We start from the raw sequence: 18052 nt of genomic DNA, 5'->3' as shown, positions 1-18052 counted from the left end.
ATTTTTATCAACAATCAAAAATTTATCGAGTATGAAAAAGATTCTTCTGGCACTCGCTTTTATCGGGTGCATGTTCGCTGCCCACGCGCAGGAAAAGCCCTCCACGGGCGATTTGTACGACGGTCTTACCCGTCCGCTGACCTTCAACCGGGTTATCCCGCCCTACGCGCTGGAGGTGACGTTCAGCAAGACCGTTCATGTGATTTTCCCCTCGGCCATCCGTTACGTCGATCTGGGGTCTTCGGATCTTCTGGCGGCGAAAGCCGACGGCACGGAAAACGTGCTGCGTGTAAAGGCGGCCCTGCGTGATTTCTCGCGCGAGAGCAACCTTTCGGTCATTACCGAGGACGGGGCCTATTACAGCTTCAATGTCAAGTATGCCGACGAGCCGGTGAAACTGTCGGTCGAGATGGCGGACTTCCTGCATGACGGGGAGGCGGTAAACCGCCCCAATAACGCGCTGGACATCTATTTGCAGGAGTTGGGATGCGAATCTCCGCTGCTGGTCAAACTGATCATGCAGTCCATTTACAAGAATGACCGCCGCGAGATCAAGCATATCGGTTGCAAGCGTTTCGGGGTACAATACCTCCTCAAAGGTATCTACGTGCATAACGACCTGCTTTATTTCCACCTCCAACTGAAAAACTCCTCCAACGTGCCTTTCAACGTGGACTACCTGACGTTCAAGATTACGGACAAGAAGGTGGCCAAACGCACGGCCATCCAGGAGCAGGTCGTATGGCCCGTGCGTGCGTACAACAACGTGCAGGTCATCGGCGGCAAGCGTACCGAGCGCATGGTCTTCACGCTCCCGAAGTTCACGCTGGCCGACGACAAGCAGCTGGTCGTGGAACTGCACGAGCAGCAAGGCGGGCGACACCAGACTTTCACGGTGGAGAATGCCGACCTGGTGCGCGCACGTGTTATCAACGAGTTAAAGGTAAAGTGATATGAAACGGGCGATATTCATTCTCACGCTGGGGTTATGCCTCCTCCTTTCGGACGGGGCGCACGCCCAGCGTGCCCTGCCCGCCATGCGCGGGCTGGAAATACGGGGAGGCATGGCCGACGGCTTCTATACCCGGGACAGCCGCAGCGAAACGGGCTACTGGTTCGGGCTGGCCATGAGCCGCTACGCGAAGAATGCCGACAAGTGGGTGTTCGGCGCGGAGTTCCTGAACCGTTATTACCCCTACAAGTCGGAACGTATCCCGGTGGCGCAGTTCACGGCCGAGGGAGGTTACTATTACAAGTTCCTCGCCGACCCGTCCAGGACTTTTTTCTTCTACCTCGGCGGCTCGGCGCTGGCCGGTTACGAGAGCGTGAACCGGGGCGAGAGGCGGCTCTATGACGGCTCTACGCTCCGCCACCGCGACCGTTTCCTCTATGGCGGGGCCGTCACGCTGGAGGTCGATGCGTACCTGACCGACAGGATTATCCTCTCGCTGACGGGGCGTGAGCGTATCCTATGGGGCACTACAACGGGACATTTCCACGCGCAGTTCGGCCTGGGCGTGAAATTCATAATCCATTAAACTTGCAAGCGACATGAAAAAGATGAAAAAGATATTGGCCCTGGCGGTCTGGATCGCCGCCCTGGGTCTTTTATGCGCATCCTGCGACAACGGGCTGGATATACAGCAGGCGTACACGTTCTCTCTGGAAACGATGCCCGTTCAGAAGCGAATCTCCGTTGGTGAAACCGCTGAAATCCGCTGCACGCTCGTGCGGGAGGGGAGATATGACGGCGCGCGTTACACGATCCGCTATTTCCAGCCCGACGGGCGCGGTGAGTTGAGGATGGACGACGGTACGGTGTTCCTGCCCAACGACCGCTATCCGCTCGACCGTGAGGTGTTCCGCCTCTATTACACATCGCGCAGCGATGACCAGCAGACCATCGACGTCTATGTCGAGGACAACACGGGTCAGGTCGTGAAGACCTCCTTCACGTTCCAGAGCGAGAACGGGACGGAGGAAACGGAACGATAACGTAATATGTCTAACCAAGAGAAGCGCCCGTCACCCGGGCGCTTTCCATAAATACTGAAAACCATGACAGAGCAAGAGAGAATAGATATAGCCTATCTCGATACGGGGGTGTACGAGAACCCGTGGCGCGAGAACCTTTTCGAGACGCTGCCCGAGGATCGGAAAACGGCGGAAGTCTGCCGTTTCGCCATCAAGAAATCGGCTTTCAACATCGAGTTCGTTCCCGAAGCGATGAAAACGCCGGAACTTTGTCTTGCCGCGGCCGGCCACCGGGGCGAAACACTGAAATTCGTCCCTGACCGTCTGAAGACACCGAAAATGTGCCGTGCCGCCGTCGATAGCAACAGCTACGCGCTGTATTACGTTCCGGAGGGGTTGAAGACCCCCGAACTGTGCATGACGGCCGTGAAGCGCAACGGTCTGGTGCTGGAGGCCGTCCCCGGGGAATTGAGGACGCCGCAAATATGCCGTGCGGCGTTGAAAGCGGTGGACAGTGCCGATTACAAGATACTCCCTTACATTCCGTATCCCGATATATGCCTGGAAGGGCTGAAAAAATTCGGGATGTCGTTCGTGGACAAGTTCGAGATTTTCGCCTCCATTGCCCCGGAGGTCATGACCGGGGAACTGGCCCTTCACGGCGTGGGGATGGACGCGTCCTGCCTTTCGCTCGTGCCGGTGGAACTGCGCACGGAGGCAGTCTGCCTGCGTGCCGTCAGCGGGGACGGCATCCTGCTCCATGAAGTGCCGGAGGAATTACGCACGGAACGGGTCTGCGAGGCCGCCGTGTCCTCGAACTACCTGGCACTGGAGTACGTTCCGAAACATCTGAAAACCGACCGTCTGTGCGGGATGGCGCTGGAGCGCGATCCCCTGGCCATCCGCTTTTTCAACCCCGAACAGCTCACGCCGGAGGTCTGCAACCGGGCGTTGGCCCGTACCGACGACCTGCGTGTCCTCCGCTATATCCCCTTCGAGGAGATACACCTGAAAGTGTTGGGGTTCTATTGCACGAATTACGATAAGACCTTCGATTTTTTGGAGAACATGAACCCCTGGTTCCTCACGCCGAGGGTGGCCCGGGAAATTTTCGCCCTGGAGCCGGAGCTGTTCTACAACCTTCCCGACCACGCCAAGAACGAGGAGATGTGCCGCCGGGCCGTCTGGCACGACGGGAGCTACCTGCAATATGTCCCCGAGAAGTGGAAAACGCCGGAGTTGTGCATGGAGGCCATACGGCGCAGTCCCTATGCCATCGCCCACCTGCCCGAGAGCATGAAAAGCCCGGATCTATACATGAGCCTGGTGCGGGAGAACCCGCAAAACCTGAAAGGCGTCCCCCGCGAAGCCCGGACGCCGGAGATGAGCCGGGAGGCTTTCGAGCGTACCTACGGGAAGGACAAAACCGATTTCTCGGTTATCAGCGCGTTGAGCGACCCCGCCCTGGTCTTGCAGGTGTTCCGCGAGCAGGACGACCCGCAGCAGATACACCGGTTGATGAGTGTCCTGCACCTGAACCGCCGGCTTGTAACGGAGGAGGTGGCGTTGGAGGCCGTTCGCAAGGATGCGGGGGTGCTGTACGACATTCCCCAGAGGGCCATCACGCCGCTCGTGGCCGATACGGCCGTGCGGGGCGACCCGAGGATGATCCAGTGGGTTCCGAGGGAGCTTCGCACGGCGGATCTGTGCCTCTATGCCGAGGCCGCCCATCCCGAGTTGCGGGTTTACGTTCCCGACGAAATAGCAAAGGGACGTAATATCTACTCGTTCCACCGTCAGGTGGACGCGAAATTGCGGCAGCCGCTCGAATACGAACAATACAAGACCCTCTACTCGGGCGGCGCGGTGCGTGTGAACAACGTGTGGACGTCGGTTGCGGGTGAGATTGACTGCTGCGAGGTGCGTTACGACCGTAAGACGGAGAAACTCAAACTGCGGATCGTCGAACCGCCCAGGGAGAAGAAGGCGCAGCCGAAGGTCGCGCCCCGCAAACCCGCCCGGGGGCCGAAATTGTAGGACGGCGGGTAGTTCTTTGGCAGGAAGGTTGTTAAAAATCGCACGTGTTGTCGCCGATACCCGAATGAAATCGTTATATTTGCAATCGAATCCTCCGGCGGCGTGCCGCCGGGCGATTTACATACGGAAGGAACACATTATGGTGGGGCATTGAAAACAGCCAAATTTTAATCCGCTCGCAAAATAATGGGTAGTTCTCTTCTTCATCGTCGTGTCTATATGCGTCAAGCGTATGCGATAGCGGCGTGGGGAGAAATTATCTATCGAGTGGATGGGTGCTTGGCTGTACCTCAATGCCGGTATTTAACGTATTCTCACGCCTTTTTCGTATGGTATTTGTCTGAACCTAAAGAAAAGCGATATGGAAACGAAATCGACAAATGAGGTAAAGGGTGATTACGACCGGGTATCGGCGAGTGAATGCCTGGGGTCGCTAATCGAGTTGCACGGGATTGTCATGGAAGACGATCTGTTCGTCATTCCCGATGCGGATGGCACGGCAGTATTATACAATGACGGGAAGATACGTTTTGACGAGATCGCCGACATCGAGGTCGGCTCGGTGTTCGTGGGCATCCTGCTCCGCAACGGCTATCTGTTCTACCTTTCCCGTACCGAACCGCTCAAGACGTGCATATACACGCATGGCGGGTGGGGTTCAATCTCTGAAATTTCTCCCCGTGGCATTGCCGGACATATCGGGCGTGAACTGCACGGGAAGCTGGGCGACCATACGGCGGTCGATTGACGGGAAACAAAAAAATCGGACGGTTGTCGTCCGATTTTTTTCGCGTCGTATTTTCACGGCCGTTGCCTGCCGTGTTCCCGTTTCCGCCTTTGCAGGGCGAGCAGTTGCCGCAACATGTAGGCATGGTTTTCCCCCACGGTATGCCCCGAGGGCATCAGGTAGGGACTTGCGAGGCACTCCCGGCATTGGCGTACCGCCTCTTTTAAGTCGGTAACGGTTATTTCCGCTCCCGTGATGTCTTTAATCTTTGTTTCCATTCTTTTCTTGTTTTTTGGGTTCGTACCAACTGTCCCGGTAATTTTCTCCCACGAGCGAGAAAATTCCGCTCATGCCGCTTTCAGCGGCGAAATTTTTGGCTTCCCATATACCGGAAAACTCTCCCAGCAGCCGGTAGCCGATGAATAATTTGTACTTGCGCATGATTTTATCGTTTTTCCAGGTTGATAATCGGTGTGTTCTTTTGCAGCCATTCCTTTATGCTGTCCATGTTGTATTCGGATGTGATAACCGCCGTTCGGTCGTCGATTTCGGTGAAGCGCGTAGTTTCATACCCGTCGATCCACTGCTTCAGCGTGGCAACGCCCCACACCTGCGGGTCGTCGAACATGGTGTCGAGCCGCCCGATACCCTCGCCGAAGGTTACGAGCAGCGTTTCATAGGAGATTTCCTTGTTTACTTCATTCGTTTTCATATTCTCGCTTTTTACGGGCGGCTTTTGCCGCCCCGAAATTTTTTAATCAGACAAGTTCCACTTTAACCCTGCTCATGTTCGCCCAGAACACGCCGTTGCAGTAGTAGGCGTAGCCGTTATGCCAGTTGCTCCTGCGGCGTATCACGTCCTGCTCGGGTGGTCGTATCTCGATACTCGTGGTGTAGATGTTGTGTCCCACGGTAATGACGAGGTTGCACCTTCTCCATATCTCGGAATGGGTTTTGAACCCGTTTTTCCCCTCGACGAGTGCAAGGGCCGTCTTGACTGCTTCCCGAACTTCCCAATCCCACTCCCCGAAGGGTTTGAGCGGGCGTGCCATGTAGCTTTTATAGATGATTTTCATTGTTATGTTTTTTTGTAGGGCGGCTTTCGCCGCCCCGATTTTATAATTCGACAATCCTTTCCACTCTGCCGTACAACATGGAGCGTATGCTCGTCTTGTCCACGCCCTTATATTCCGTGTAATGCCCGTACTGCTTTACCACGAATGTTTTCAGTACATCGACAAAGTTGAAACGATACCCTAAAAGCAGAATGGAGTCCTTGAAATAGGTGTTATGGTTTACCTCACGGGTAATCCAGTCTTTCTCCTCACGGGTGAGCGTTCCCCCATCATTGAGCCGTTTGCGTAATATGTACGCTTTTGAGCCTGCAAGGCTTTCGAGTGCGGGAACGTCCCACGACACGAATTTATATGCTATTTGGTTCATTCTATTTTGTTTTTGCGGGCGGCTTTCGCCGCCCCGATTTTTATGCTGTCATTCGTTTCCGTATAAGGGACATGTTCCCCTTCATCAGTTTCAGTATTTGCCCGTGGTATGGGGTATTCTTGTTACACACGCCACGGCTCTGCACGACCTCCATGCGTTTTAGGGACACCTCTATCGTTTCGATACGTTTGCCGTCGATTGTGGCCGAGAGTATGAGCGAGTCGGCTTTCAGATAGTATTCGTTGGTAAACACGCAATGGTGCATGGCCTCGCCCTCCTGCCGTATGGCTTCAACGCTGTCCAATACCTTGATGCAGATTTCCCCGTCGGAAAACTCCACTCCGAAAAACCGTCCTTTGGCTTTGACAAACGAGGCTTCCTGTTCCAACGCCTTGCGCCGTTCCTCCTGCCGCCGTTCCATTTGCATGTGCCGCCGTTTTTTAGCCATGTAGAGGTCATGCGCTGCGGGCAGGTCTGCGGGACACACGAAATGGGCGTTATGCAGGTCTTTCCCGAAAAATCGCAGCAGGTCGATGTAGTCGCACCATTCCGTCGGTTTCCCGATAGCGTACCCGTTACGGATGGCGATACGGATGGCCGGCCAATAGTCGGCGATATTGCGGGAGGAACGGGCGAAAAATCGCACGAGTGCCGTTTGTCCCGCTTTAAGCAGCGTTTCGGCCTTGTTCTCCGAGAGCAGCAGGTGGATAAGGTCGAAAGGGGTTACATCGGGGAGTTGTTTGCCGTAACCGCTTCGGCGCAGTTCGGGGATAAGCCGTTGCCGGGGATAGATGCGTGTGGGCGTGATGTTGTATTTCCCGTCGTTCTCCGCCCGCAGTTCCAATGCGCTCGACCAACTCCACCCGTGAACGAAGAAGCCCATCGGGCGCAGCCGTGCGAAGGTTGCGGAGCGTCCGTCGGGGGCAATCCACCGCTGTACGGCTTCGATATGGGTGTAAACGGGTGTCTGTCCCACTTTCGCCCAACACTCGATATAGACGAAGCGCAGGACTTGAAAACCCTTGCAGCGGGTTACGATGCACAAATACTCGTAATCGTTGAACTTGCGGCGCAGGGTGGTTTCCACTTTCAGCGTGGTGTGGCAGTGCGGACACTCGCACCCTAACAGATTGTCCGTGAGTTCTCCGTTTTCGCTCTGCCACGTGTGGCCGCACTCGGTGCAGGTGATAAGTCCTTTCGGCGTGCGGCGTCCGATATGCTCGATGCAGTTCTTGTACCCCCATTCGATTTGTGCGGGGGTAAGCGGCGGCAGGTGTTTGCTTGCCGCCACAACGCTCTGTTGGAATTTTGTTCTCGGTTTCATAACTAAAATAGACTGGGCATTAGTTTGTTATCTTCGATTTTCTTGGGTTTGGACTTGGCTTTCGCCAACTTGGCGTAGGCTTCGCTCTCGGCCTTCCGTATGGCGTTCCGCCGTGCCTCGGCTTTTTCCTCCTCGGTCAGTTCAACGGTGTGATTGACCACTACCTTGCAACTGACGGGTTTGCCGATGTCGATGTCCTCCTCGTCGTAATAGTGGAGTGCCATAGAGTATATTTCCTCGTCGGCAAACCCGTTGCAACCGCTCTGCCGTACTTGGTTGATGATGAAAGTGCAGCAATCGTCAATGTTCTTTTTCGGGTTGGCGTATCGGGGTGCGAAAAGTTCGTCCTCCCGTGCCCGTGCGTCGAGATAGTTCTGTATCGTCAGTTTGAAATAATCTGTTCCTTGTGCCATGATTTTTTGGTATTGTGGGGCGGCGAGCCGCCCCGTGTTCAACATTTATTCGTCCTTTCCGAGAAGCCGCCGCACCTCGTCCTCTTTGGTCTTTTGGAAAATCCATCCCGCTCTCTTCTGCCCGTCATGCGTCAGCCGTGCGTTGAAGCGTCCCCCGAGTGCGTGAAGGGCGTCCTTGACGGGCTTGGTGTCCCCGAATACGGCTATCGCCTTCTCGGAATAGTCCACGATGATAAACCCGCCTTGCACGCTCGTTTCAGTGCGTTCCGCCCGTTTTTCGTCTTTCGGCTCGGGCAGACATATATTCTCCTCGTTTCCTGCGATATATGCCAGCCTGTCGATGTACCCTTCACGTGTGTAGTGGGTCAGTTTGCAGACACTCCACCCGTATTTCGGACTTTTGCCGAGCGTGAAAACGGGATAGCGGTGTTCGTTCTTGGGGTCGTATTCGGAGAGGTGCGCCGTTTGCGGGAAATTGGCCGCCGCCTTTCTCAACTCCCCGAAGCCGTTGCGGGAGGTGGCCGAAAAGCCGAGAATGACGGTACGCACGCTTCGGGTGGTCGAACACTCGTAAGAGGGGTCAGTGTATTCCGTTTCGTTGAGTTCGGCGATGATTACGCCCTGCACCCCTTCGGGCATGATGCGGCGTAACCTCTGCGCTCCTATTTCCGCTATGCGGTCATGCTCGGCTTTCTCTTTGGCGGCGGCGATGGCCTGCGCCGTGGCTTGCTCTTCCGCCTGCCCCACGAGCAAAGCCACCTCGAAAGCGTCCATGAACTCGGGGTTCACGTCGTCGTAGTACCTGCCGATACCGAATGTTTGCGAGAGGGGTCGCAGAATGTCCGTTTGGCTGATTTCCTTTGTTTCGGTATCGACCATGTGGTACACGTAGCCACGGGCGGTGTGTTCCACCTTGTAAACGACGTAACGCTTTCTGCTCGCACCCGCACCGATACCGATGATTACCTGGTTTTCCTTGACTACCTGCACCCGTGTGTCCGTGGTAGTCGCTCCGAATAATGAAATGTACTTTGTCATACCTGTAATAATTTAGAAGATGTGAGTGAATAGGAAATAGAAAAAGCCGGTTAGAGCCACGAGAGAAACAAGGCAGGAGAAAATGCCCCGCAGGATGTCATAACAGAACGTGAAGCCCAAAACGACCCAAATAAAGTCGATACCCCACACGTGGAAGCCCAAAGCCACCGCCCCGACCTTTACCGCCAACCCGACCTTTGCCTTTATGCCAAGTGGAAGGTTGGAGGATTTCTGTTTCCATTTATTTTTCTCTTCGTTTCTCATAACCTTTGACTTTTTTTTTATGCCGTAGCGGAGCCGGTATGGATGGAATCTGTTTCGGTAGCATCAAAAGGTGTCGGGGATAGCTGCTGCAAGATTTTGTCGGAAAATACGCTCGCCCGCAGGGAAAGAGGAAGATTTTGCGGCAAACCGCCCCGCGGCCCGATCTTGCAGCAGCGTGAGCCCCGTAACTACCTTTGCTACTGACAACAGATTTCCATACCGCGCTCCGCGGCATGAAAAAAAGAGAGGAAAAGGTTATGGGAGAGAAACGGGGAGAAAACGATATGCCGTGAACGCTCGCGAAAGTCGGTTCACGGCTCACCCTGCATGGAATGATAAATCGCCCGCGAACATTTCCTTTCACGGGCGATTGGCGTATCGGAGCGTGCCGATCCCGTATCGGCGGAGGATCGTTTCCGCCGGACGTGGCGCCACTCGCTGCCACTTTGAAGACGGATACGTCCATATGCCACTGGCTGATAACAAGATACTGTTCATTTGTGTACTTTTGGGCATCCGGGAAACAAAAAATGAAACAGAACATGGAAATAATAAGTATGGACGTGAAGGCTTTCGACGCGCTGGCAGGGCACGTGGAAGCCATTGAAAGAAAAGCCGAGGCGTTATGCCGCAGGCAGGAGGACGTGAGTTTGAAAAAATGGCTGGACAACCAGGATGTCTGTGACGTGCTGGGGATATCGAAACGTACCCTGCAAACCTACCGGGAGAAAGGGTTGCTGCCTTTCAGCCGCATCCGTCACAAAATCTTCTACAAACCGGAAGATGTCGGGAAACTGCTGCAATCGTCGCACTATCCTAATACCGCCGCGTTATGAGCCATTATTTCATCGACAAGCACGATCCGCGTGTGGCGGATCTCTTCCGGCGTTTGGAAAAGGCCGGCAAGGCACTGGATAAACTGGAATCCTCCGGAGGCCGGACACTCAAGGGAGAGCGGTTCGTCACCGACGAGGAATTGTCCCGGCTGCTGAAAATCAGCAGGCGTACATTGCAGGAATACCGCACGGCGCGGATCATTCCCTATTATTTGATTCAGGGCAAGGTACTATACATGGAATCCGAGATACAGAAATTTCTGGAAGATTCCCGGAAGAAATGTATCGGGGGACAGGAATGGGTATAAAAGAAGAACGGCCATCACGGCCGTTCTTCTTTTTCAGTTCAATATCGTGTTCATGCCGGGGAGCTGCCAGACGACGGCGGTCGTCGTGGCCCTTCGGACAAGCCACCGTCGGAAGGCTTCGGCATTCCCGGATTTTAAGCGGAAAGCCAGCGCGGCGATCATTTCGAGCGAATACAGCTCGACAATACCGCCGTCACGGTTGCGCTCCCGGCGGTAAACCCGCTCCTCACGGAGTATGCCGCTTTTGAGTATGGAGCGGATGTTGCTCCCCACGGCAGGAACGAAGACTCCGAACAGGTCGGCAATCTGGTGGCGCGTGAGCCATACACGGTTCTCCGGCGTGTGGATTTCCACCCGCCCGTTTTCAATGCTGATAGGTTCTCTTGTCGTCATAGTCATACAAATTTATCAATTTTTGTTATACTGTTCAACCGTTTACCGTTATAATATCTGCCGTTTCCGGTTCGTCCTCCTCGTAGAGATTTATTTTCCGGCCTTTGGTCTGTTCTTTCAGACGTTTCATGTCCTCGTCCACCTTGCGGTCGGTCACTTTGGCGTAAATCTGCGTGGTGGAAATGCTCTTGTGTCCCATCATGCGGCTGACAGTTTCGATAGGCACACCCAGCGAGAGCGTGATATGTGTCCCGAAATTGTGCCTCGCCTTGTGAAAGGTCATGTCGAAGCCGTATGTCCGTCCCAGTTCTCTGGTGAGCTTGATGAGATACCCCCGGCAATAGAGGTTGAAAATCCTGTCGCTTTTACGCTCGTGGCGGTATTTCTCGATGATCTGCAACGGCACGTTCAGCAGGCGGATGGCCGAGGGCGTTTCGGTCTTCTGGCGCCGGATGTGTATCCAGTACGTTCCGTCGTCCGACTGCGTGATGTCTTTTTCGGACAAGCGTTTCAGGTCGGCGTAGGACAACCCCGTGAAGGTAGCGAAGAGAAACCAGTCCCGCACCCGCTGGAGGTTGGGTTTACCGACGGGAGTTTCCATCAGTTTTTTGAGGTCTTCGAGTTTCAAATGGCGGCTCTTGCGCCGGGGCAGTTCCGGGTGCAGCTTCCCGTAAGGGTCGCGCCGGAGTGTACCCTGACTGACAGCCCGCTTGGTCATTTTTTTCAACCGGTAAAGATGCTCGTGTACTGTCTTGGGTTTCATTTCACGATCTGTACGCAGGAATATTTCAAAATCATCGTAGAACTCCCGGTCAAGGCTCCGCAACGCTACATCCTCCTTTTCCTTCCTTTTTTTCACGAAGGAGGCTAAAATATTATAGGAGTTCTCGTAACTTTCATAAGTTTCTTCCTTGCGATCCACGCCGACACGCTTGCGGAACTCCTCGTTATGCTCGCGGAACAAGGCAAGGAGGGTGAACGGTTTCTGCCCGATTCCTTCCACGGCGTTTTTGACCAGCTCGGCCGTCACGAAACCGAGGCTTTTACGAATATGACGGTAATGTCCGGTGATTTTTTCGGTCAGTTTCTCTATTGCCTGGTTTACCGTTCGGGCGTTCTCGCTTCGTCCGTTCGCCCTTTTGGTTTCCGGATTCCAAAGCGATGGATCGACAAACGCGTTGATATTGATCGGGGCCGACTTGGCGTCGATGCTTACCTTGCATAACAATTTACATGTTCCGTCCTTGCGGACTTTCGTGCGGTTGATGTAGAACAGCAGGGAGAACGTGCTGCGGCGTTTTATCTCTTTATTATTCGTTTCCATAATCGTTGTGAATTTGATTGTCAATGATAGATTAAATAGCTACGGAGAAGCGGCCGGCAATCTTTTCCTCTAAAGACCGGGTATCCATGTCGATCTTGTCATCGGTCACTTGTAGGCTCGGCAAACAACGCCTTTCCGCTTTACAGCGGTAGGTTTTCGTTTACCTGCCCCCGAACCGTACTTACACGTCTCCATGTATACGGCTCTCCATCTGTAACATCATTTTTACTTATCACAGCTCTGGATTTTTGCGTTACACTCCGCGCATACGACCAAAGTCTTTCTGTGCATATGGAGCATTTTGCGTTCCCAGTCATTTTTACCTTTTAACTCTTTGAGAGTGCGGACATGATGCATTACCACTTCTCCGTGCTTGCCACATAGTTCGCACGTTTTTGTTGTAAGCCTTTCTATCAAACTCAACGATGGCGTTTTGAACATATACGGCAGATTGTCACTTGGGGCTGTTTCACAATCCGTTTTACGGGCGTAACCCTCATTGTAGAATACCCTGTACTTGGTTTCTCCTCCCTTGTTTACAAAAGGCACGACAAAGAGATTGTCCTTGCGGTATGTTTCAATGACTTTTCTCACTGACATATTCAGCTTTTGAGCAAGAGTTTTGTACATGGAGAACTTCATAATACAGCCGAAAGAGCGTCCCAAAGCCGATGCATTGTTTGCTATTGAGTAATAGTTATAGAACCCTCGTATTTCGGTATTAAACTGAGATACAATCTCGTGCGCTTCATTGTCAATCATATAAGTCCTGCCTTTTGACACCCATGTTTCCTTGCCGTGTTTGGTGACAACTTTCATGGCTTCGAGGCTGAGCAGTTTATTCTTGATTACTTCTCTTGAAACGTGCAATATCACATTCCCGTTGAAGTATCTGCGCACTGTTCCGTTACTGTTTCTCTTTGTGGCATAGTCTTTACGGACATATATTTCGTAACCCAAAAATTTTGCGCTGTCTTGTGCATTTGTAATCAAAGTTTTTTCCTGTGACATCTCCAGCCTTAACTTTTCCTGCATAAACCTAGTGATGTCAGCTTTGATTGTCTCACATTCATTTTTCGTTCCGATAACCCCGATTAGAAAATCATCGGCGTAGCGCACATATCTCAGTCTGCGAAAATTTCTATCCATATCGTTGCCACTTGGCATTGTTAGTATCCGCTTCTGCTTTTCGTGCAGTTCTTCTACCATTTTTGTTCTTTCGTTTGCATCCTTCACTTCGTTTATCCTACGCTTTAGGTAGTGTACTCTGTTGTTGAGTTTGCAAATGTCCTTGTTACGACTTCTGATTGTCCCTTTATTGAATTTGTTGGCATATTCTTCCATGTATTTATCGAACTTGTCAAGGTATATATTTGCCAAAATAGGACTTATAATACCACCTTGCGGTGTCCCTGAATAAGTCTTGTTGAATTGCCACTCTTCCATGTACCCTGCATTGAGGAATTTCCGTATCAGACGAAGAAATCTGTCATCTGCTATTCTACCTTTCATTATTTCTATCAGCACATCATGGTCTATGTTGTCAAAGAAGCCTTTTATATCTCCCTCAATGAACCATTTTGCACCGTTGAAATTGTTTTGTAGACTTTTCAGTGCTGTGTGACAGCTTCGGTTTGGTCTGAAACCGTGCGATGTCCACTCAAAGTGTCCCTCATATATGGCTTCAAGCACCATTCTTACTACCTCTTGAACCAATTTGTCTTCAAAAGACAGTATTCCTAACGGACGCATTTTCCCATTCTTTTTCGGAATGTAAATTCTCTTTGCAGGATTGGGGCTATAAGTCTCATCCTTTATACTCTTTATGAGTTTGTTTATCCTATCGATGCTCATTTCATCCTCTGTTTTGCCATCTGTGCCGGGTGTCATGTTTCCCGGCTTTGCATACATACGTTGGTAGGCGACAAAGAACATCTGTTCATTGAATAGAATACGGTAGAGCCTTTCGTATTTATACTCAGGCTCGTTGCTGTGTCCAGCTAAAATGTTTAATACTTGCTCTGGATTTCTCATACGTCTCTCACGTTTTCCGTTGTTTGTATTAAAATTACAGACTACTTCCCTTCGCCATGTACAAGGCTTTCCCTTGCTCGGACTACTACGGAAGTTCCGTTACCATATCGGATATTCAAAAGCTTTCTTTATAGCTGTTTATTCCAGCGTTCCGACTTAGGTAATCCCCAGTTAGTTCTCTTAATAACTATTAGCACGTCATACTGTCGGATGCGACTTTCGTTCTTGTCCGCTTATTGCGGCTGTGTCATAGTCGGTTCTTTATGCTCTGCACTAACGCACAAAATAGGCAGAGTACTATGAAACAACGTATGTATAATAGTCTTCCGTTGTTGCAAGATTTGGTACCACAGAACTATCGTTCAACCAATCAAGGCTTCATCCTTATGTATGTCTTTTCGTCTTGCCCCTCAGTCGCTACTTGACTATTAGTAGACTTAGGGCTTTAATCAGTATGCTACACTCCCCACCAGGTTTCCCCTTTGGATAAACTGATTGACGATAGGATTATATCGAACCCAATCCTAACTTCTTGCTAAAGAAGTATTTATTAAGCGACCATTCTGGGCGCACTGGCGTAAATCTGCGTCGTGGAAATGCGGCTATGCCCCAGCATTTTACTGACGGTTTCAAGCGGGACACCATGCGAAAGCGTGATCTCGGTGGCGTAGGTATGGCGTCCGCAGTGAAAGACGAGCTTCCGTTCAATTCCGCAAATGGCGGCAATACGTTTCAGTGTCCGGTTGAGTTCGTTGTTGCTGTACATCGGCAGCAGTTTTCCTTCCGGGGCCATATCCCGGTACTTGTCGAGGATGAGCAACGGTATGTCGAGCAACGGCACTTCATAGTCGATTTTCGTCTTCTTGCGGGCGGTCTTGATCCATACCTCACCGTCCTCGGCCACTTCCAGATCCTCCGTCGTCAGGCGGCACATGTCCCCGTAAGGGATACCCGTGTAGCAGGAGAAGAGGAACAGGTCGCGGATATGGTAGAGTTTCGGGTCGTGCAGGGGTGTGGTCATCAGCCGTTGTAACTCCACGGCGGTAAGGTATTTCTGTTCCCGCTCGGGATGTTCGGCTTCATAACCCGCGAACGGGTCGGCAGTGATAATCCCTTCCGCGATGGCTTCCCCGACAATCGTGTTCAACCGTGTGACAAGCAACACGATAGTTCCCAGGGCAAAGCGGCGCTCCGTGCGTAGGTAGAGGTCATAGTTGTCGATGAATGAACGGTTCAGGGCCGTGAAAGGAACATCCGACAACTTGTATTTCTCCTGGATGAAAGCGGCCACACAGTTACAAGCATAGCGGTAAGATTGCGCTGTTCCCTTTTCCCGGTTCACGCCGACACGTTTTTCGAAATGTTCGATGAACGTCCGGAAATAACCCAACAGGGTTTCCTGCCCGAAAGCTGTCCCCAACAACAGATTCCTTATTTCTTCAGCCGTTACATTCTCACGGGTGGCTGACAGTTCGGCATAAATGGAAATGGCTGAAGCTCGCAAATCGTCCAGTTGCCGGTTGATTTCCCGCGCGGCGTTACTTTTACCCGTGGCACGTCCGGATGCCCACAGTGCAGCGGGTACGGACATTTTCGCACTAAAAGCCGCTTCTGAAAATTTGCCGACAACAAGTTTCGCCATGACCGGGCAATGTCCCTCGTCATTCATTTCGCTCTTTTTGAGGTAGAACGTAACCGTTACATCCGTCTGTTTCATAACTCTATTTTTTTTATGTTGCAAAATTACTTGATATATAGCTATTTACAGTTATGAAAATTATAGCGGAACAAAGAATAAAACCCCGGATGCCGGTAACATAACCTGTATTTCCATGAAAAACGGAAAAAAACGGTTATCTTTACGGGCAAAATATAGGGTTCTTTGCATGGTGAACGGTAAAACCGCAGGTGGTCAAGCGTTATTTTGCCGGATTATCCGGGGCTAAAAAAGGTAACGGATAAGTAGCAAATCTTTCTCTTAACCTTTCATTATCCTGCATTTTAGCGATTTGGAAAGGTATAGAAGAATTTGGCTTAACTCTCCTCAATACCAAACACTTACTTTATTTATCCAAATTTTGCCGTTTTTTTGCGAGTTCTATGTATATTTGTACCCATAATATCAATCCAAAATAGTATTAACTATGAAAAAGAAAGTCATCCACTTTGTTCAGTGTGCACTTGCAAAGATTTTATTCTTCGGTGCCGTTTATCCGCTCCAAGCACAGGTTTCCAATCCATCTTCATGGGAAAGTTTCGTAAACAGCAATGAAAATAGGCTTGTCTCCGATACGTTCAGGTTGCAGACGTTCGGCAAATCCGAATGGGATAACTGGATCTTTTCCTTAAACGGGAACTCGTCTGTCATCCAAGATAAATTCACAATGAAAATACCTGTCGGTTCTGGGACGACATTCCAACCTTTCGCATTATCCGACTACAATGAAATAAAGATAGTTGTCCATGCCGCAGGATTAGAGCTTGCCCCAAAAGAGAATTTGTTCTTCAGCGTTTATCGAGAAGGAGCGGATGAAAAATTAGTCGGACATGAATCTACTTCCGAAAAAGACTTTTTAGCATACAAGGACTTCATTATCGGGAAAAATCCGAACAGCTTATCTATACTAACACTCAAAGCCTCTTCCTCCAAAGAAGGCTATTATATGACTGACAGCGTTTACGCATACGGCAATATCCCTTCCAATTCCCTATTCTCAGGCATCGGAAACTGGAATGACACAATCCTTTGGTCGCATCTTCCCCCACTCCGCCACAGGAACGCACTCATAAAAGGGGATGCAAGTATAACCACAGATACTTATTGCAAAAATGTCGCCATCAATTCCGGATCACTGAAAATCAATCCAGTCACCCGGTTCATCCTAAAGAATCTGGACTTATACGAAAGCGATGCCTCTCTCTATTCCGAAGGAGCAATTCTTCTTTCCGACCGCATCACCTTCCATAAAACTTTTGAAGAATCCGGCAAATGGTATTTTATCTCATTCCCTTTCGATGTTTATCCTTCCGGTATCGATCCCCGCTTTGAACAAAAGGATGCTACGCCTAACGACGGAGGCAACTATTTTTATGTCCAATCCTACAATGGAGATAAACGAGCATCAGATAACCAATCTACCGGAAACTGGGAAGTCATGCCTGTCCGTCCCGATAACGTACCCCTGTTTGAAAAGAACAAAGGCTACCTGATCGCATTAGATGAAAAAGCGACAATCCGAACTTTGTCTTTTTCATCCCAACCAGGTGATATTCCCGAAGATTTTGCCAACGCAGGTGTTATTACAATCCCTTTAGGCACCAACATGACTTCCGGCAATCAAGAGAACTACGGCTGGTATTTATGTGGCAACCCGCTCCCTGCACCACTTGTGCTATCACAGATAGAAAAAAATATAGCTCTGGATGGAAATATCTATGTCTATGACGGAAACGGTTACAAAACCTATTCCCTCAGCAGTAACTATGCTCTCCCTCCTTTCGCTGCATTCTTTGTAAAAGCATCTTCACAAACTGAATTAAAAGTCTCATCCGACAGCACACCCACAAAAGCTACAAACATAATCCGGACCAACTTTCCCGTAAACAAAAGCATAGCCGAACCTTATTCCGACAAACAAAGCACAGGAATAAAAAGCCCGGTTGCAGAGGATTTCCACTTTTTTATAAAAGACGGACAACTGCATCTGCAAAATATCCCGGAGGCAGGATATGTCAGAATTATTAATATGATGGGGCGCTGTGTGGTTCAAAAGAAGATACAACAGGGGGCGCAGGTGATTCCGATTGTCAATGTCTCCGGAATGTACATCTTACAAATACATTCCGCCAATTATCAAAAGCACCATAAAGTAGTCCTTCCATAAACACAGCAAAGACGGAATGTAAAAATGCTCTATCCCCGCACTTTACATTCCGC

Annotated in this window: 22 protein-coding genes; 8 read left to right on the top strand and 14 right to left on the bottom strand. The window is 50.9% G+C overall.

What is annotated here, in order from left to right; all coding sequences use genetic code 11:
* Nucleotides 1-31: 31 nt before the first annotated feature.
* From traN to ACPYIV_RS18280, 5 genes are all read left to right on the top strand, one after another.
* Complete coding sequence (traN, locus tag ACPYIV_RS18300; RefSeq protein WP_004303795.1) at nucleotides 32-952, top strand: conjugative transposon protein TraN; 921 nt, start codon at nucleotides 32-34, stop codon at nucleotides 950-952.
* Nucleotide 953: 1 nt separating this feature from the next.
* Nucleotides 954-1538 carry a conjugal transfer protein TraO gene (locus ACPYIV_RS18295; protein WP_004319140.1) on the top strand — a complete coding sequence of 195 codons (585 nt, stop codon included), beginning with the start codon at nucleotides 954-956 and terminating at the stop codon, nucleotides 1536-1538.
* Nucleotides 1539-1551: 13 nt separating this feature from the next.
* Nucleotides 1552-1995: a DUF3872 domain-containing protein gene (locus ACPYIV_RS18290; protein WP_004295445.1), complete on the top strand. Its 444-nt coding sequence runs from the start codon at nucleotides 1552-1554 to the stop codon at nucleotides 1993-1995.
* A gap of 63 nt (nucleotides 1996-2058) precedes the next feature.
* Entirely contained in the window at nucleotides 2059-4011 is a 1953-nt protein-coding gene (locus ACPYIV_RS18285) for a DUF4116 domain-containing protein (protein WP_007559024.1), read from the top strand.
* Between the two features lie 361 nt (nucleotides 4012-4372).
* Entirely contained in the window at nucleotides 4373-4759 is a 387-nt protein-coding gene (locus ACPYIV_RS18280) for a hypothetical protein (RefSeq protein ID WP_004295441.1), read from the top strand.
* Between the two features lie 53 nt (nucleotides 4760-4812).
* Here the strand turns inward: ACPYIV_RS18280 and ACPYIV_RS18275 are convergent, their stop codons facing one another.
* The 10 genes from ACPYIV_RS18275 to ACPYIV_RS18230 all read right to left on the bottom strand — a co-directional run bounded on the left by ACPYIV_RS18275 (nucleotide 4813) and on the right by ACPYIV_RS18230 (nucleotide 9718).
* Nucleotides 4813-5016 (bottom strand): hypothetical protein, encoded by a 204-nt coding sequence (locus tag ACPYIV_RS18275; RefSeq protein WP_004295440.1) that lies wholly within the window; start codon nucleotides 5014-5016, stop codon nucleotides 4813-4815.
* On the bottom strand, nucleotides 5000-5179 hold the full coding sequence (locus tag ACPYIV_RS18270; protein ID WP_004319137.1) for a hypothetical protein: 180 nt from the start codon (nucleotides 5177-5179) through the stop codon (nucleotides 5000-5002). Before ACPYIV_RS18270 ends, ACPYIV_RS18275 begins: the two co-directional genes overlap by 17 nt.
* Nucleotides 5180-5183: 4 nt before the next feature.
* On the bottom strand, nucleotides 5184-5450 hold the full coding sequence (locus ACPYIV_RS18265) for a DUF6956 domain-containing protein (RefSeq protein WP_007559026.1): 267 nt from the start codon (nucleotides 5448-5450) through the stop codon (nucleotides 5184-5186).
* Between the two features lie 46 nt (nucleotides 5451-5496).
* A complete protein-coding gene (locus ACPYIV_RS18260) occupies nucleotides 5497-5814 on the bottom strand; it encodes a hypothetical protein (protein WP_008620152.1) in 318 nt (105 codons plus the stop codon).
* A 40-nt stretch (nucleotides 5815-5854) separates the two neighbouring features.
* Nucleotides 5855-6181: a hypothetical protein gene (locus tag ACPYIV_RS18255; protein WP_007559031.1), complete on the bottom strand. Its 327-nt coding sequence runs from the start codon at nucleotides 6179-6181 to the stop codon at nucleotides 5855-5857.
* Between the two features lie 40 nt (nucleotides 6182-6221).
* Nucleotides 6222-7505 carry a PcfJ domain-containing protein gene (locus ACPYIV_RS18250; protein WP_040311991.1) on the bottom strand — a complete coding sequence of 428 codons (1284 nt, stop codon included), beginning with the start codon at nucleotides 7503-7505 and terminating at the stop codon, nucleotides 6222-6224.
* 2 nt (nucleotides 7506-7507) lie between these two features.
* Nucleotides 7508-7918: a PcfK-like family protein gene (locus tag ACPYIV_RS18245; RefSeq protein WP_009132163.1), complete on the bottom strand. Its 411-nt coding sequence runs from the start codon at nucleotides 7916-7918 to the stop codon at nucleotides 7508-7510.
* Nucleotides 7919-7963: 45 nt separating this feature from the next.
* Nucleotides 7964-8956 carry a hypothetical protein gene (locus ACPYIV_RS18240; RefSeq protein WP_007559037.1) on the bottom strand — a complete coding sequence of 331 codons (993 nt, stop codon included), beginning with the start codon at nucleotides 8954-8956 and terminating at the stop codon, nucleotides 7964-7966.
* Nucleotides 8957-8968: 12 nt separating this feature from the next.
* A complete protein-coding gene (locus ACPYIV_RS18235; protein WP_004303766.1) occupies nucleotides 8969-9220 on the bottom strand; it encodes a hypothetical protein in 252 nt (83 codons plus the stop codon).
* Nucleotides 9221-9580: 360 nt separating this feature from the next.
* Complete coding sequence (locus ACPYIV_RS18230; RefSeq protein ID WP_192921872.1) at nucleotides 9581-9718, bottom strand: hypothetical protein; 138 nt, start codon at nucleotides 9716-9718, stop codon at nucleotides 9581-9583.
* Nucleotides 9719-9762: 44 nt separating this feature from the next.
* Between ACPYIV_RS18230 and ACPYIV_RS18225 the strand changes: the two genes are divergently transcribed.
* A complete protein-coding gene (locus tag ACPYIV_RS18225; RefSeq protein WP_004319131.1) occupies nucleotides 9763-10056 on the top strand; it encodes a helix-turn-helix domain-containing protein in 294 nt (97 codons plus the stop codon).
* Nucleotides 10053-10364 carry a helix-turn-helix domain-containing protein gene (locus ACPYIV_RS18220; protein ID WP_004295430.1) on the top strand — a complete coding sequence of 104 codons (312 nt, stop codon included), beginning with the start codon at nucleotides 10053-10055 and terminating at the stop codon, nucleotides 10362-10364. Before ACPYIV_RS18225 ends, ACPYIV_RS18220 begins: the two co-directional genes overlap by 4 nt.
* Before the next feature lie 33 nt (nucleotides 10365-10397).
* Here ACPYIV_RS18220 and ACPYIV_RS18215 read toward each other — a convergent pair whose 3' ends face one another.
* The 4 genes from ACPYIV_RS18215 to ACPYIV_RS18200 form a co-directional block, all read right to left on the bottom strand.
* Entirely contained in the window at nucleotides 10398-10763 is a 366-nt protein-coding gene (locus tag ACPYIV_RS18215; protein WP_007559043.1) for a hypothetical protein, read from the bottom strand.
* A gap of 28 nt (nucleotides 10764-10791) precedes the next feature.
* Nucleotides 10792-12081 carry a site-specific integrase gene (locus tag ACPYIV_RS18210; RefSeq protein WP_007568639.1) on the bottom strand — a complete coding sequence of 430 codons (1290 nt, stop codon included), beginning with the start codon at nucleotides 12079-12081 and terminating at the stop codon, nucleotides 10792-10794.
* 225 nt (nucleotides 12082-12306) lie between these two features.
* Nucleotides 12307-14115 carry a reverse transcriptase domain-containing protein gene (locus tag ACPYIV_RS18205; RefSeq protein ID WP_425883772.1) on the bottom strand — a complete coding sequence of 603 codons (1809 nt, stop codon included), beginning with the start codon at nucleotides 14113-14115 and terminating at the stop codon, nucleotides 12307-12309.
* Nucleotides 14116-14665: 550 nt separating this feature from the next.
* A complete protein-coding gene (locus ACPYIV_RS18200; RefSeq protein ID WP_007564012.1) occupies nucleotides 14666-15832 on the bottom strand; it encodes a site-specific integrase in 1167 nt (388 codons plus the stop codon).
* A 427-nt stretch (nucleotides 15833-16259) separates the two neighbouring features.
* On the opposite strand from ACPYIV_RS18200, the gene ACPYIV_RS18195 reads away from it, so the two are divergent.
* Complete coding sequence (locus ACPYIV_RS18195) at nucleotides 16260-17999, top strand: T9SS type A sorting domain-containing protein (RefSeq protein WP_425884468.1); 1740 nt, start codon at nucleotides 16260-16262, stop codon at nucleotides 17997-17999.
* The last annotated feature ends 53 nt before the right edge of the window (nucleotides 18000-18052 follow it).

The organism is Parabacteroides vesiculifaciens (genome assembly GCF_049860805.1).
GTDB lineage: Bacteria > Bacteroidota > Bacteroidia > Bacteroidales > Tannerellaceae > Parabacteroides.
This window is presented reverse-complemented; position numbering and strand designations above follow the sequence as displayed.